The organism is Actinomadura verrucosospora (assembly GCF_039540335.1).
Classification (GTDB): domain Bacteria; phylum Actinomycetota; class Actinomycetes; order Streptosporangiales; family Streptosporangiaceae; genus Spirillospora; species Spirillospora verrucosospora.
This window is the reverse complement of the sequence record NZ_BAABEV010000006.1, coordinates 155,675-169,335: the sequence shown is the minus strand read 5'-3', so window position 1 is coordinate 169,335 and position 13,661 is coordinate 155,675. Positions and strand designations below refer to the sequence as shown.

General features: G+C 72.9%; 12 protein-coding genes. 4 read left to right on the top strand and 8 right to left on the bottom strand.

The features are described from left to right. The first annotated feature begins 42 nt into the window (after positions 1 to 42). Positions 43 to 651, top strand: coding sequence for a TIGR03086 family metal-binding protein (locus ABD944_RS09590; RefSeq protein ID WP_345174492.1), 609 nt, complete (start codon positions 43 to 45; stop codon positions 649 to 651). Further along, positions 639 to 1,064 (top strand): hypothetical protein, encoded by a 426-nt coding sequence (locus ABD944_RS09585; RefSeq protein ID WP_345174491.1) that lies wholly within the window; start codon positions 639 to 641, stop codon positions 1,062 to 1,064. Before ABD944_RS09590 ends, ABD944_RS09585 begins: the two co-directional genes overlap by 13 nt. On the opposite strand, the gene ABD944_RS09580 is transcribed toward ABD944_RS09585, so the two are convergent. Then, the gene (locus tag ABD944_RS09580; RefSeq protein ID WP_345174488.1) at positions 1,016 to 1,405 is read right to left on the bottom strand and encodes a MerR family transcriptional regulator; all 390 of its coding nucleotides are present in this window, start codon (positions 1,403 to 1,405) and stop codon (positions 1,016 to 1,018) included. The two genes, ABD944_RS09585 and ABD944_RS09580, sit on opposite strands and share 49 nt — an antisense overlap. Positions 1,406 to 1,537: 132 nt before the next feature. On the opposite strand from ABD944_RS09580, the gene ABD944_RS09575 reads away from it, so the two are divergent. Next, positions 1,538 to 2,407: an LLM class F420-dependent oxidoreductase gene (locus tag ABD944_RS09575; RefSeq protein WP_345174486.1), complete on the top strand. Its 870-nt coding sequence runs from the start codon at positions 1,538 to 1,540 to the stop codon at positions 2,405 to 2,407. Positions 2,408 to 2,415: 8 nt separating this feature from the next. On the opposite strand, the gene sigJ is transcribed toward ABD944_RS09575, so the two are convergent. The 7 genes from sigJ to ppdK all read right to left on the bottom strand — a co-directional run bounded on the left by sigJ (position 2,416) and on the right by ppdK (position 11,368). Next, entirely contained in the window at positions 2,416 to 3,276 is an 861-nt protein-coding gene (gene sigJ, locus ABD944_RS09570; protein ID WP_345174485.1) for an RNA polymerase sigma factor SigJ, read from the bottom strand. Positions 3,277 to 3,333: 57 nt separating this feature from the next. Beyond that, a complete protein-coding gene (locus tag ABD944_RS09565; RefSeq protein WP_345174484.1) occupies positions 3,334 to 3,795 on the bottom strand; it encodes a GtrA family protein in 462 nt (153 codons plus the stop codon). 71 nt (positions 3,796 to 3,866) lie between these two features. Beyond that, on the bottom strand, positions 3,867 to 5,036 hold the full coding sequence (locus ABD944_RS09560; protein ID WP_345174482.1) for an MFS transporter: 1,170 nt from the start codon (positions 5,034 to 5,036) through the stop codon (positions 3,867 to 3,869). A gap of 46 nt (positions 5,037 to 5,082) precedes the next feature. Beyond that, entirely contained in the window at positions 5,083 to 6,309 is a 1,227-nt protein-coding gene (locus ABD944_RS09555) for an NAD(P)/FAD-dependent oxidoreductase (RefSeq protein WP_345174480.1), read from the bottom strand. 117 nt (positions 6,310 to 6,426) lie between these two features. Next, entirely contained in the window at positions 6,427 to 7,701 is a 1,275-nt protein-coding gene (locus ABD944_RS09550; protein ID WP_345174475.1) for a deoxyguanosinetriphosphate triphosphohydrolase, read from the bottom strand. 33 nt (positions 7,702 to 7,734) lie between these two features. Beyond that, entirely contained in the window at positions 7,735 to 8,547 is an 813-nt protein-coding gene (locus ABD944_RS09545; RefSeq protein WP_345174472.1) for a YdcF family protein, read from the bottom strand. A gap of 121 nt (positions 8,548 to 8,668) precedes the next feature. Beyond that, positions 8,669 to 11,368, bottom strand: a complete 2,700-nt coding sequence (ppdK, locus tag ABD944_RS09540) for a pyruvate, phosphate dikinase (protein ID WP_345174470.1) — start codon at positions 11,366 to 11,368, stop codon at positions 8,669 to 8,671. Between the two features lie 327 nt (positions 11,369 to 11,695). Between ppdK and ABD944_RS09535 the strand changes: the two genes are divergently transcribed. Beyond that, on the top strand, positions 11,696 to 13,582 hold the full coding sequence (locus ABD944_RS09535) for a glycoside hydrolase family 15 protein (RefSeq protein ID WP_345174468.1): 1,887 nt from the start codon (positions 11,696 to 11,698) through the stop codon (positions 13,580 to 13,582). The last annotated feature ends 79 nt before the right edge of the window (positions 13,583 to 13,661 follow it).

The window sequence follows — 13,661 nt, the reverse complement described above, 5'->3', positions numbered from 1 at the left end:
TGGACCTGTACCTGGGCCTCTGCGCGTCCCTAGCGTGGCGGTATGGACCTGCTCAACGAACTCCTCACCACCGATTTCCGGCCGCTCGACCGGAAGGCGGCCGATCTCTACCTGTCCCTCGTCGCGCAGGTGAAGCCGGACGCGCTGCGGCTGCCGACGCCGTGCCCCGACTGGACGCTGCACGGCCTGCTGCGCCACCAGGTGAGCCAGGACGAGGGCTTCGCGGCCGCCGCCCGGGGCGAGGGCGCGCGGCTGTCCGCGTGGCGCGGCGGCGACCTCGGCGACGACCCCCTCGCCGCGGCGCGGGCCTCCGCCGACCTCGTGACGAGGGCCTTCGCGGACACGTCCCCGGACGCCGAACTCGTCCTCCCCGAGATCCGCGACGGCGGCGCCTTCCCCGCGGCGCTGGCGATCAGCTTCCACTTCGTCGACCTCGTCGTGCACGCCTGGGACGTCGCCGCCTCGATCGGCGCGGCCTGGGAGCCTTCCGGCGACCTCGTGGAGGCGTCCCTCAAGGTGGCCGCCATCGTCCCCGAGGACGGCCGGGGGCCCGGCGACTCGTTCGCCCCGGCCGTCCCCTCCCCGGCCGGCGCGGAGTCGCGGGACCGCCTGCTCACCCTCCTCGGCCGGGACCCCTCATGGCGCTCCTGAGGACCGCGTGGCGCGGCGGGCCGGTCCGGGCGACGGGCCCGGTCCTCGTCAGCGTCACCGATTTCACCTGCGCGCGTCCGCTCGACCTGCCGAGGGCCTTCCACGCGGGCATGGCGCTGCGCCGGTCGTGGCCCGACCTGGAGGGGGCCGTCGGCCTGTGGCTGTGGACCGACCTCCGCCGGCGCAGGTGCGGCTCCGTCTCGGTCTGGACCGGCGACGCCGCGCTGCGCGGCTTCGTCGCCTGGCCGCCGCACGTCGCCGTCATGCGCAGGTTCCGGCGGCGCGGGACGATCCGCGCCGACACCTGGTGGGCGGACGCCTTCGAGCCGGCCGAGACGTGGGCGCGCGCGGAGCGCGTCCTCGCTCAGGCCGGGGCGGGAGCGGCCTCGCAGGTCAGCGACGCCTCCCGGTAGAAGCCGATCTTCACCTTGATCTGCCGCTGCTGCGCGCGCAGGATGGCGATCTGCTCCTCGACCCGGCGGTCGTGCTCCTGCAGCAGGTCGAGCCGCTCCTGGACGGTCTCGCCGCCGCCGCGGGCCAGCTCGGAGTAGCGCAGCATCTCGGCGATCGGCATGCCGGTGCCGCGCAGGCAGCGCAGCATCCCGAGCCACTGCAGGTCGTCGTCGGAGAACACGCGCCGTCCCGACGCGTTCCGCGCGATCCCGGACAGCAGCCCGATCTTCTCGTAGTAACGCAGCGTGTCGATGCTGAAACCGCTCTTCTCGGCGGTCTCGGCGGGAGAGTAGGAGCTCACGCACTCCAGGATCGCACCTGGAGCGCACTCCAGGTCAACGTCCGGCCGGTCCGCGCGCTTGACCTGGAGTGCGCTCCAGGTCGCAGAGTGGGAAGGAGAGGCTTACACCACGAGGCACGCGAAGGACTCGCCATGCGCATTGGACTCCAGGTTCCGAGCTTCACCTTTCCCGGAGGGCCGGAGCAGATCGGCCCCACGTTCGGCCGGTTCGCCCGCGAGGCGGACCAGGGCGGGCTGCACTCGCTGTGGGTGATGGACCACTTCTTCCAGATCGGCGCCGTGGGACGGCCGGAGGAGCCCATGCTGGAGGGCTACTCCGCGCTCGCGTACGCGGCGGCGCTGACGGAGCGGATCACGCTCGGGACGATGGTCACCGGCGTCACCTACCGGCACCCCGGCGTGCTGGTCAAGACCGTGACCACGCTGGACGTCCTGTCGGGCGGGCGCGCGTGGCTCGGCGTCGGCGCGGCCTGGAACGACGAGGAGTCGCGCGGCCTCGGCATCCCGTTCCCGCCGACCGCGGAGCGGTTCGAGCGGCTGGAGGAGACGCTGCGGATCGCCCACCGGATGTGGGACGGCGACGAGTCGCCGTTCGAGGGCGAGCACTACAGGCTGGAGCACCCGCTCAACTCGCCGCCCGCGCTGCGGCGCCCCCACCCGCCGATCCTCGTCGGCGGGGGCGGGGAGAAGAAGACGCTGCGGTTCGTGGCGAAGTACGCCGACGCCTGCAACCTCTTCGACGGCGACGAGCTGCCCCGCAAGCTGGAGGTCCTGAAGGAGCACTGCGAGCGCGAGGGCCGCGACTACGCCGAGATCGAGAAGACCTCGCTGACCTTCTTCACCGGGACGCCCTCGGTCGGCGCCGCCGTCGACACCGTCGGGCGGCTCGCCGAGCGGGGCGTCGACCAGGTGATCTTCTCGCAGGGCACCGGCCAGGACCTGGCGGGCATCCTCGCCGAGGCCCTGACCCAGACCGAGAAGATCGTCCCAGCGGGGCGGTGAGGCCCGGTTCAGATCCCGCGCAGGGACGTGAGCTTCGCGGGGTTGAGGACACGGCGGACGGCGGTGACGCGGCCGCCCTCGACCTCCACGGTGTCGACCCCGGCCGCCCGGCCGTCCCGCCGCACCAGCAGCTCGCGGCGCCCGTTGACCTCCGCGAACTCCAGCCGCAGCAGGTTGCGGGCGCCGACGCGCAGCAGCACGGTCGCCACCCGCTCCGCCCCGGCGATGACCTTGCGGGCGGCGAAGACCTGCCCGCCGCCGTCGGTGGTGTAGACGGCGTCCGGGTCCAGCAGCGCGAGCAGCGCGGCCTCGTCGCCGCGCTCGTAGGCGGACCGGAAGGCCGCGAGCACCCGGTCGCGCTCGGCCGCCGGGGCCGGGCGGGACGGGAGCGCAGCGGCGATCTTGCGGCGGGCGCGGGACGCGAGCTGCCGGCACGCGGCGGCCGACCTGCCGAGCACGCCGGCGATCTGCTCGTAGGGCACCTCGAACGCCTGGTGCAGGACGAACGCCACGCGCTCCGGCGGCGACAGCTCCTCCATGACCACCAGCATCGCGGTCCCGGCCGTCTCGTCCATCAGCACCGGCTCGGCGGCGTCCGGCCCGGTCAGCAGCGGCTCGGGCAGCCACGGCCCCACGTACTCCACGCGCCGCGCGCGGGCCGAGCCCAGCACGTCGTACGCGCGGCGCGCGGCCACCGTGAGGAGCCAGGCGCGCAGGTCGCGGACGTCGTCCAGCGGTTCCCGGGCGGAGGCGCGCAGCCACACGTCCTGGGTGATGTCCTCGGCGTCGGCGACGCTCCCGGTGATCCGGTACGCGGCGCCGAACACCGCCGGCCGGTGCTCGGCCCATTCATCGTCGAGTCGGCTCACGCCCGCTCCGTGCCTCGGCTGTGCCTGCGTGAGGAGACAACCCCCGCGCCCCCCGTTTCATGCCGCGGCGGGGGTGAACACCCACTTCTTGTACGACCAGTAGCGGAACGCCGACCCGAGGCCGACGCCCGCGAGGAGCCCCAGGTTGTAGGCGACCCCGCCGTGCAGGCCGAGGGTGTAGTAGGTGAAGCCGGTGCACAGCACCTGGATCAGCAGCCCGACGCCGTTCAGCGCGAAGAAGATCGCGACCTCCCGGCCGGAGCCGTCGCTGTCGCGGTGCCGGAACGTCCAGAACCGGTTGAGCAGGTAGGAGGACAGCGTGGACACCACGGTCGGCACGACGACGCTCGTGACCGGGCTGCCGCCGAGCCACGCGCGCATCAGGTTGGCGCCGAAGATCATGATCAGCGTGCCGAGGCACCCCACGAAACCGAAACTGAGCAGTTCGCCGAGGAATGTCCGCAGCGCCGGGGCGGACGCGACCGTTTCGGCCGGTCCCGACCGCTGGATGGTGCTCACTCGCCCAGACCTTACCTGAGTAGGACATATACGAAGGTCGCAACCCCCGCAAAAGATCAACAGGCGCCGCCTCACCGCTCGGCCGTCACCGCCGCCGGGGCCAGCAGGACGATCAGCCCGACCAGCGCGACCGGGACGGCCAGCGCCCACGTCAGCCCCACGCCCTGCGCGATGAACCCGATGACGGGCGGGCCTCCGAGCAGGCCGAGGTAGCCGACGCCGGTCACCCGGGAGATCCCGGCCGCGGCCGGCACGCCGGGCACGTTGCCCGCCGCGCTGAAGGTGACGGGCGCCACGACCGCCACGCCGAGGCCGAACAGCGTGAATCCGGCCACCGCCGCCGTGGGGTCGCCCGCCGCGAGCCCGAGGCCGAGTCCGAGGGCGGCGGCCAGCGAGCCGCCCCGCAGCACCGGGACGGGCCCGAAGCGCGCGACGACCTGGTCGCCGGTGAGCCGGCCCACGGTCATCGCCACCGCGCACCCGGCATAGCCGAGCCCGGCCACGCCGGGGCCCGTGCCGAGGTTCTCCCTCAGGTAGATCGCGCTCCAGTCGGCCATGGCGCCCTCCCCGACGAACGAGCACAGCCCGATGACACCGAGCATGATCAGCGGCCGGCGCGGGGAGCGGGCGGGGGCCGGGGCGTCCCCGTCCGGTTCGGGGAGCTCGTCGGCGGAGCGGTCCAGCAGGCCGCGGCAGCCGAGGGCCAGCAAGGCGATCAGCGCCGCCGCCGCGACCGCCAGATGCAGCGGGACGGGGACGCCCGCGTGCGCGGCCGCCGACCCGGCCAGCGCCGCCAGCAGCGTCCCGATGCTGTAGGAGCCGTGCAGCCCGGACATCAGGGGACGGCCGTAGCCGCGCTCCACGGCGACGCCCTGCGCGTTCATCGCCACGTCCATGAGGCCGAGCGAGGCGCCCATCAGCAGCAGCGAGAGGATCAGCGCGCCGAGGTTCCAGGCCAGGCCGAGCGGGACCAGCGCCAGCGCGCCCGCGGCCCCCGCCGCGATCGTCGTCGCGCGGCTGCCCCACCGGCCGACGATCCGCCCCGCGAACCGGACCGCCGCGACGACGCCCACGGGCGCGCCGAGCAGCGCCACGCCCATCGCGCCCTCGCCCAGCCCGAGATGCTCCTTGATCTGGGGGATGCGGGCGACCCAGGCGGCGCCGAGCAGGCCGTGCGCGGCGAACGCCAGCGTCACCGCGGCGCGCGCACGGGACAGCGTCGTGATCTTCTCGGTAACCACCCGGCAGACTGTACGTCGCCGGCGCGGCCGGGCCGGCCCGGCCGCCTCACGCCAGGTCCGCGAGCGGCACCCCCGGGTCGGCGAGGCGGGCGGCGTCCACGGGGCGCCCGGAGCGGATCAGTGCCTGGACGTCCCCGGTGACGTCCCACACGTTGACGTTCATGCCGGCGACGACCCGCCCGCCCGACAGCCAGAACGCGATGAACTCCCGTCCCGGGACGTCCCCGCGGTACACGACCTCGTCGTACTCCCCCGGCGCCGCGACGCCCGACATCTCCATGCCGAGGTCGTACTGGTCGCTGAAGAAGTAGGGGAGCTGGTCGTGGACGACGTCCCGGCCGAGCATCGCGCGGGCCGCGGCGGGACCTCCGTTCAGCGCGTTCGCCCAGTGCTCCACGCGGATCCGGCGGCCGAGCAGCGGGTGGTAGGCGTTGGCGACGTCCCCGGCCGCGTAGATGTCGGGATCGGACGTGCGCAGCGACTGGTCGACGAGGATCCCGTCGGACACCTCCAGCCCGGCCGCCTCGGCGAGCCCGCTGTTGGGCCGCACCCCGATGCCGACGATCACGACGTCCGCGGGCACCTCCGCGCCGCCGGAGGTCACCACCGCCGAGACCTGCCCGGCGCCCCAGAAACCGGCCACGCCCTCGTCCATCCGCAGGACCACGCCGTGCTCGCGGTGCAGGTCGGCGAACATGCCGCCGAGCTCGGGCCCCATCGCGGCGTGCAGCGGCACCGGCTCCGGCTCGATCACCGTCACCTCGTTGCCGTGCGCGCGGGCGGCGGCCGCCGTCTCCAGCCCGATCCAGCCCGCCCCGGCCACCACGACCCGGCGGCCGCCGGGCGCCAGCGCCTGCTTCAGCGCGGCCGAGTCGGCCATCGTCCGCAGGTAGTGGATGCCCTGGAGCTTGGAGCCCGGCACGTCCAGCCGGCGTGGGGACGCGCCCGTCGCCAGCAGCAGCTTGTCGTAGGCGACCGGCTCGTCGGTGGACAGCCGGACCTGGTGCGCCCCCCGGTCGACGGTCGCGACGGACGTGCCGGCCCGCAGTTCCACATCGTGCTTGTCGTACCAGTCCGCCTCGTGGACGTGGGCCTTGTCCCGGGGCTCCTTGTCCAGCAGGAACCCCTTGGACAGCGGAGGCCGCTCGTACGGCCGCTCGATCTCCTCCCCGACCAGCAGCACCCTTCCCGCGAAGCCCTCCTCACGGAGCGTCTCGGCCGCCTTGGCCCCGGCCAGGCCGGCGCCGGCGATGACGAACGTCTCCTCGGGCATGGTGACCTCCTGTAGTGGACCTGTAGCTATCCCTACAGCGGCGCCTGCCACGAGACAAGGGTCCGTCGGCTGGCGCGTCGAGGCGTGTCCCCCGCCCGCGCCGGGCCGTCCCCTGGGTCAGTACCCGCGTCCGCCCAGCATGCGGTGGCGGGCCATCGCCGACAGGTCCGTCAGGGAGGCGATCTGGTCGATCACGGCGCGCAGCCGGGCGGCGTCGTCGGAGGCGTCCGTGAACGCGTCGCGGAAGCCCGGGTCGAGGGTCTCCGGCGCGCCCGCGAGCATCATCTCCGCGAGTTCGGTGATCAGCGTCCGCTGGCGGGCCCTGACCTCCTCGTGGCTGATCCACACGTAGTGCGCCGTGATGCCCTTGAGCAGGGCGTTCTCCAGCCGCTGCCGCCGCGGCACGATCAGTTCCGCCGCGTAGCGGGTGAGCGGGCGGTCGCCGTAGGCCTCCCGCGTGGCGGTCTCGGCGGCCAGGCAGAACCGCCCGATCAGGGTGCTGGTCAGGTTCTTGAGGGCGGCGTGGCTGCGCGGGGTGCCGTCGTAGCGGTCGGGCCAGCAGGGCTCGGCGAGCAGCGCGGCGAAGCGCTCCTCCAGCTCGGCCTGGCCGGCGTCGGGGCAGTACAGCTTCGCCGCCGTGGCGGCGACGAGGCGGCGCTCGGCGGGGTCGGCGAGGCGGTTGAAGTCGACGTGCCCGGCGACCAGCGCGTCCTCCAGGTCGTGGACGGAGTAGGCGACGTCGTCGCTCCAGTCCATGACCTGGGCCTCGAAGCAGGCGCGGCCCGCCTCGGCGCCGTCGCGCACCCAGCGCGCCACGTCCGCGTCGTCGTCGTAGACGCCGAACTTGCCGTTCACGGCCTCGGCCTGCGACCACGGGTACTTCATCGCGGCGTCCAGCGCGGCGCGGGTCAGGTTGAGGCCGACGCTGCGTCCGTGCAGGGGCGGGCCGTCGGCGGCGAAGGACTTCGGCTCCAGCCTGGTCAGGACGCGCAGGCTCTGCGCGTTGCCCTCGAACCCGCCGCAGTCGCGGGCGACGATGTCGAGCGCGTACTCGCCGTTGTGCCCGAACGGCGGATGCCCGATGTCGTGCGACAGGCAGGCCGTCTCCACCAGGTCGGGGTCGCAGCCGAGCGACTTGCCCAGTTCGCGGCCGACCTGCGCGCACTCCAGCGAGTGGGTGAGGCGGGTGCGCAGGCTCTGCACGGTGTCGGCCACGGCGTCGGCGCCGGGCGAGGCGACCTGCGTCTTGGCGGCCAGCCGGCGGAGGGCGGCGCTGTGCAGCACCCGGGCCCGGTCGCGTTCGAACGCCGTGCGGTCGCGCCGCTTGGGGGGCTCGGGCGCCCAGCGTTCCTTGTCACGGCCGTGGTAGCCCGTGGTCACGTTGATCGTCATGTCCCTATCCAGGGTAGAGGGCCGCGAGGGTCCTCAGCGGCCCGGCGATGGCGAGGACGGGGGCGGGGACGCCGAGGGCGTCGCGGACGGGTCGATGTGGATCCGCTTGATGGTCTCGTCCGGCACCTGGACGCTCTTGCCCAGCAGCACGTACGACAGGTACCCGCCGGTCTCGCGGACGATGTAGTGGAACTGGGTGTCGCGGGTCTGCACGCTGGGGCCGCTGCGGGTCGGCGACGCGGCGGCCTTGATGCCGCTGTCCTCGGCCATCTTCTTGGACCGCAGCCCGTGCCACGGGTCGGTGACGATCACGCCCGAGGACCAGTGGTGCCGGTCGAACTCCTTGCCGACGGCCTTCATGCTCTCCAGCGTGTCGCGCCCGACGGGCACCTCGAAGACCCGGGAGGCGGGCACGCCGCCCTTGGTGATCAGCCAGTTCCGGCCGGCCCCCGCCTCGGTGTAGTTGTCGCCGGGGGCCTTGCCCCCCACCGTCACGATGGCCGGCGCGACCCCGTGGCGGTACAGGTCCAGGGCGTGCTGGAGCCGCCATTTCAGCGTCGGGGACGGCACCCCGTTGTACTGCGCGGCGCCCAGCACGATGATCGCGTCCGAGCGGGGCCGCTCGTCCTGGCGGGCCTGGTGCCAGATCCGCGCGCCGACGGCGAGCGGCGTCAGCACCGCGATCGCCAGCAGCCCGGTAAGGATCCCGGCCGGGATCGCGAACCAGGGCGACCGGCGCCACCGGCCGCGCCCACGGCGCCGCCGCGGCCCGTCCGCCCGCTCGTCGGGACCGTCCGTCTCATCGTCTTCCGGCGTGAACTCCGGCAACTCCGCTTCCAACGTCATCGCATCGGACACGTTAGTGAGATGTTCCGGCATGCGCGCCAGGTTCGCCAGGACGGCGTGTCATCCGTCCCACATCGGTCCCGGCGGCCGGGCGCGGTGGCCCCGGCCGCCGGGCGGGACGTCAGCGGCTGTCGCTGCCCCCGGAGGCGTCGGCGGCCTCGATGGCCGCGCGGCCCGCCTCCAGCCGCGCCACGGGGATGCGGAACGGCGAGCAGGACACGTAGTCGAGGCCCACCTCGTGGCAGAAGTGCACCGAGTCGGGGTCGCCGCCGTGCTCGCCGCAGATGCCGAGCTTGAGGCCGGGCCGCGCCCGGCGGCCCTCCTCCGCGGCGATGCGCACGAGCCTGCCGACCCCCTCGCGGTCGAGGGTCTCGAACGGCGACACCCCGAAGATCCCGAGCTCCAGGTAGCGCGAGAAGAACGCCGCCTCCACGTCGTCGCGGGAGAAGCCCCAGGTCGTCTGGGTGAGGTCGTTGGTGCCGAAGGAGAAGAACTCGGCGGCCTCGGCGATCTGCCCGGCGGTCAGCGCCGCCCGGGGCAGCTCGATCATCGTGCCGATCAGCGCCGGGACGTCGACCCCGCTCGACTCCCTGACTGCGGCGAGGATGTCGCGCGCCTCGTCGCGCACGGCCTCCAGCTCCTGGACCGCCCCGACCAGCGGGATCATGATCTCCGGGCGCGGGTCGCCGCCCGCCCGCCTGCGCGCCGCCGCGGCCTCGGCGATCGCGCGCACCTGCATCGCGAACAGACCGGGAATCACCAAACCCAGCCGCACGCCGCGCAGGCCCAGCATAGGGTTCTGCTCGTGCAGTCGGTTGACTGCTTCGAGCAGTCTCCGGTCCTTGGCGTCCGCTTCGTCGCCCGCGAGCGCGACCCTGACCGACAGCTCGGTGATGTCGGGGAGGAACTCGTGCAGCGGCGGGTCGATGAGCCGGATGGTGACGGGCAGTCCGTCCATCGCCTCGAAGATGCCCTCGAAGTCGCTCTTCTGGAGCGGCTCCAGGGCGTCCAGCGCGGCCTGCCGCTCGTCGTCGTCCTCGGCGAGGATGAGCTGCTCGACGAGCTGCCGCCGGTCGCCGAGGAACATGTGCTCGGTGCGGCACAGCCCGATGCCGGCGGCGCCGAACCGGCGGGCCCGGGCGGAGTCCTCCGGGTTGTCGGAGTTCGCGCGGACCTTCAGCGCGGCCCGCGCGTCGGCGTGCCGCATGACCCGGTCCACGGCCTTGACGAGGTCGTCGCCGTCCTCGACCGCCAGCTGCCCCTCGAAGTAGCGGACGACGGGCGAGTCCTCGACCGCCACCTCCCCGAGGTAGACCTCGCCGGACGACCCGTCGATCGAGATGACGTCGCCCTCCCGGACCGTGACGCCGCCGGGCGCGGTGAACTGGCCGCCCTTGACGTCGACGTCGAGCTCCTCGGCGCCGCAGACGCACGTCTTGCCCATGCCGCGCGCGACGACCGCGGCGTGCGAGGTCTTGCCGCCGCGGGAGGTCAGGACGCCCTTGGCGGCGACCATGCCGGCGAGGTCGTCGGGGTTGGTCTCGCGGCGGACGAGGATCACGTCCTCGCCCCGCTCGGCCAGCTCCACGGCGCGCTCGGAGGTGAACACGGCCTTGCCGACGGCCGCGCCGGGCGAGGCGTTCATGCCCTTGGTGATCTTCTTGACCCCGTCCACCCGGTCGGTGAAGCGGGGGAACATCAGCTGGGCGAGCTGGTCGCCGGTGACGCGGCGGGCGGCCTCGTCCAGGTCGATGAGGCCCTGGTCGAGCAGCTGGCAGGCGATCCGGAACGCCGCGCCGGCGGTCCGCTTGCCGACCCGGGTCTGCAGCATCCACAGCTTCCCGCGCTCGATCGTGAACTCGATGTCGCACATGTCGCGGTAGTGGTTCTCCAGCGTCTCCATGATCTCGAGCAGCCGGTCGTAGGACGCCTTGTCGATGCGCTCCAGTTCCTTCAGCGGGACGGTGTTGCGGATGCCCGCGACGACGTCCTCGCCCTGGGCGTTCTGGAGGTAGTCGCCGTAGATGCCCTGCTGCCCGGACGCGGGGTCCCGGGTGAAGGCGACACCCGTCCCCGAGTCCAGGCCCATGTTGCCGAAGACCATCGAGCAGATGTTGACGGCCGTGCCGAGGTCGACGGGAATGCGCTCCTGCCGCCGGTAGAGGATGGCGCGGGGCGCGTTCCAGGAGTTGAACACCGCCTCGATGGCCAGGTCCATCTGCTCGCGCGGATCGGTCGGGAACTCGCGGCCCGTCTTCTCCCGTACGATGACCTTGAACCGGTCGACGAGCTCCCTGAGGTCCCCGGCGGTCAGGTCGCCGTCGTCGTCGCTGCCCCTGGCCCGCTTGACGTCCTCGACGGCGTCCTCGAACAGGTCGCCGTCGATGTCCATGACGGTCTTGCCGAACATCTGGATCAGCCGGCGGTAGGAGTCCCACGCGAACCGCTCGTCGCCCGCCTGCGAGGCGAGGCCGTGGACGGACTCGTCGTTCAACCCGACGTTGAGGACGGTCTCCATCATGCCCGGCATGCTGAACTTGGCGCCGGACCGCACGCTGACCAGGAGAGGGTCGTCGCTCTGGCCGAGCTTCTTGCCCATCGCGGACTCCAGGTCGGCCAGGTGCCGGTTCACCTCGTCCGCCAGGCCGTCGGGCAGGCTCCCGTGCTCGAGGTAGTGCCGGCAGGCCTCCGCGGTGATCGTGAACCCCGGCGGCACGGGCAGGCCGAGATTGGTCATCTCGGCCAGGTTGGCGCCCTTGCCCCCCAGGAGGTCCTTGAGGTCCTTGTTTCCCTCAGTGAAGTCGTACACGAACTTCCGCACGGGGAGCTCCTTCTCGCTCCGGTTCCACCCAGTGGCAGTTCCGGGCCCGCCTCCGCGGGGCGCGCGGCGTCGCGTCACCCCAGGCGGCGGCGGGTCCGCTGCCCTGTTTGCCGGGACTGTACCCGCGAACCCGAGACTTGCTCGGCGCCCGGTGCGCCGAGGGGAGTTATCCCAGCTCAGACCGCGGATAATGGTCTATTCCAATAGGGAGACCAGGGACACACCGCTCCAACCGCACCGCCCGGGCGCCCCGTCCCGGGGGGCGGCCCGTACCCAAGACACGCCCATCGCGTGGGAGAGGGAATGATGAATCAAGGAGGTGACGTTGTGAGGCCGAAGGTCGCCGGCGGCCGGGCGGGAGATCCGTTCGCCCCCATCGCCGATTTCGGGTTCCTGTCCGACTGCGAGACGACCGCCCTGGTCGCGCCCAGCGGCAACATCGAGTGGATGTGCCTGCCCAGGATGGACTCGCCCAGCGTGTTCGGCTCCATCCTGGACCGGGACGCCGGATACTTCCGGGTCGGCCCCGCGGGCGTGGAGGTGCCCGCCGCGCAGCGCTACATCCCGGGGACCATGGTGATGGAGACCACCTGGTGGGTGCACGGCGGCTGGCTGGTCGTGACGGACGCGCTGCTCATGGGCCCGTGGCACCACGAGACGGAACGGTCCCACACGCACCGCAGGGCGCCGACCGACTACGACGCCGACCACGTCCTGCTGCGGATGGTGCGTTGCGTGAACGGGCAGGTGCAGGTCCGCCTCGACTGCATGCCGGTGTTCGACTACGGGCAGACGCCGGCGCGCTGGGAGCACACCGGCTCCGGCTACCACGAGGCCGCCGCGCGCGGCAACGGCGTCGGCCTGCGGCTCACCACCGACATGAACGTCGGGTTCGAGGGGTCGCTCGCCACGTCCCGGACGCTGCTGAAGCAGGGCGAGTCCCGTTTCGTGGCGCTGTCCTGGAGCGAGCACGCGGCGCCCTCCTCGTGGGAGGAGGCGCAGGAGCGGCTCGTCTGGACCGTCCACCACTGGCAGCACTGGCTTGACCGGGGCCGGTTCCCCGACCACCCGTGGCGCAGCCACCTGCAGCGCAGCGCGCTGACGCTGAAGGGGCTGACGTTCGCCCCGTCCGGCGCGGTCGCGGCCGCGGCGACGACGTCGCTGCCGGAGACGCCGGGCGGCGACCGGAACTGGGACTACCGCTACACCTGGATCCGCGACTCCACGATGGCCCTCTGGGCGTTCTACACGCTCGGCTACGACTGGGAGGCTAACGACTTCTTCTACTTCATCACCGACGTCGCCGAGGCCGCCGAGGGCAAGCTGCAGATCATGTACGGGCTGGACGGGCGCGAGGAGCTGCCCGAGTCCACGCTCGACCACCTCACCGGCTACGACAACGCCCGCCCGGTGCGCATCGGCAACGAGGCGTACATGCAGGCGCAGCACGACGTGTGGGGCGCGATCATCGGCTCCATCTACCTGTTCGTGCGCAAGCGGGACCGGCTCGACGACCGGCTGTGGAAGATCGTCGTCAAGCAGGTCGAGGACGCCCTCGCCAACTGGCGGACGCCCGACTGCGGCATGTGGGAGGTGCGCGGCGAACCGCAGCACTTCACCTCCTCCAAGGTGTTCTGCTGGGTCGCGGCCGACCGCGGGGCGCGGCTCGCCCGCATCCGCGGCGACCAGGAGCGGGCGCTGCGCTGGCAGGCCGCGGCCGACGAGATCCACGCCGACGTGCTCGCCAACGCGCTGGACGAGCGCGGCGTCTTCACCGCCCACTACGGCGCGACGGCCCTGGACGCCTCGGCGCTGCTGATCCCGCTGCTCGGCTTCCTGCCCGCCGACGACAAGCGCGTCCGGGAGACCGTCCTCGCCATCGCCGACGAGCTGTCGGAGGACGACCTCGTCCTGCGCTACCGCGCGTCGGAGACCGACGACGGGTTCGAATCGGACGAGGGCACCTTCACGATCTGCTCCTTCTGGCTGGTCAGCACCCTGGTGATGGTCGGCGAGCTGGAGCGGGCCCGCGCCCTGTGCGAGAAGCTGCTGTCCTACGCGAGCCCCCTGCAGCTGTACGCCGAGGAGATCGACCCGCACACCGGCCGCCACCTCGGCAACTTCCCGCAGGCCTTCACCCACCTGGCGCTGATCAACGCCGTCATGCAGGTGATCAGGGCGGAGAATCCCTCGGACCAGCCGCCCCTCGCCTGACCCCCCGGACCCGTGGCCGGGCCGGTCCCCGGCCACGGGATTCCTTCATCACGACTCGGCGACGACCACCCAGAACACC

Excerpts from the sequence above, each read along its gene's own strand:
- ABD944_RS09590 (WP_345174492.1), top strand. The coding sequence starts at position 43 with ATGGACCTGCTCAACGAACTCCTCACCACCGATTTCCGGCCGCTCGAC.
- ABD944_RS09585 (WP_345174491.1), top strand. The coding sequence starts at position 639 with ATGGCGCTCCTGAGGACCGCGTGGCGCGGCGGGCCGGTCCGGGCGACG.
- ABD944_RS09575 (WP_345174486.1), top strand. The coding sequence starts at position 1,538 with ATGCGCATTGGACTCCAGGTTCCGAGCTTCACCTTTCCCGGAGGGCCG.
- ABD944_RS09555 (WP_345174480.1), bottom strand. The coding sequence starts at position 6,309 with ATGCCCGAGGAGACGTTCGTCATCGCCGGCGCCGGCCTGGCCGGGGCC.
- ABD944_RS09550 (WP_345174475.1), bottom strand. The coding sequence starts at position 7,701 with ATGACGATCAACGTGACCACGGGCTACCACGGCCGTGACAAGGAACGC.
- ABD944_RS09545 (WP_345174472.1), bottom strand. The coding sequence starts at position 8,547 with ATGACGTTGGAAGCGGAGTTGCCGGAGTTCACGCCGGAAGACGATGAG.